Origin of the sequence: Paraburkholderia sp. SIMBA_054, from assembly GCF_046534875.1 — a bacterium.
Taxonomy (GTDB): Bacteria; Pseudomonadota; Gammaproteobacteria; order Burkholderiales; family Burkholderiaceae; genus Paraburkholderia; species Paraburkholderia hospita.
The window spans coordinates 1-272 of the sequence record NZ_JAWRXV010000767.1 but is presented as its reverse complement, the minus strand read 5'-3'; the positions used below and the strand labels follow the sequence as shown (position 1 = coordinate 272).

Below are 272 nucleotides of genomic sequence, written 5' to 3'. Positions count from 1 at the left end.
CGTCAGCGAGCTGAGCGAGGACACCCCGGCCTGGGCGATGCGCTTGAGCAGCACGTCGATCAGGGCGAAGCCGATCCATACCGCCAGCAGCCAGGGCCAGGCGCGGCCGCGCGGCACGCTGGTCGCCTCGCCGGGGCGGTGCAGGATCGCCACGATCGCCAGCAGGCCGGTGGCCAGGCCCGCCAGCCGGATGGCCTGGGCCTGTTCGCCGAACCACGCGAACGCCGCCGCCAGCGACAGCAGCAGCGACAGCCGCTGGGCCACGTCGCTGC

The 272-nt window shown here is 74.6% G+C and carries 1 pseudogene; it reads right to left on the bottom strand.

Going from position 1 to position 272, the window contains the following annotated elements:
* Positions 1-272, bottom strand: a pseudogene (locus tag SB822_RS57175) (EamA/RhaT family transporter); the annotation flags it as partial.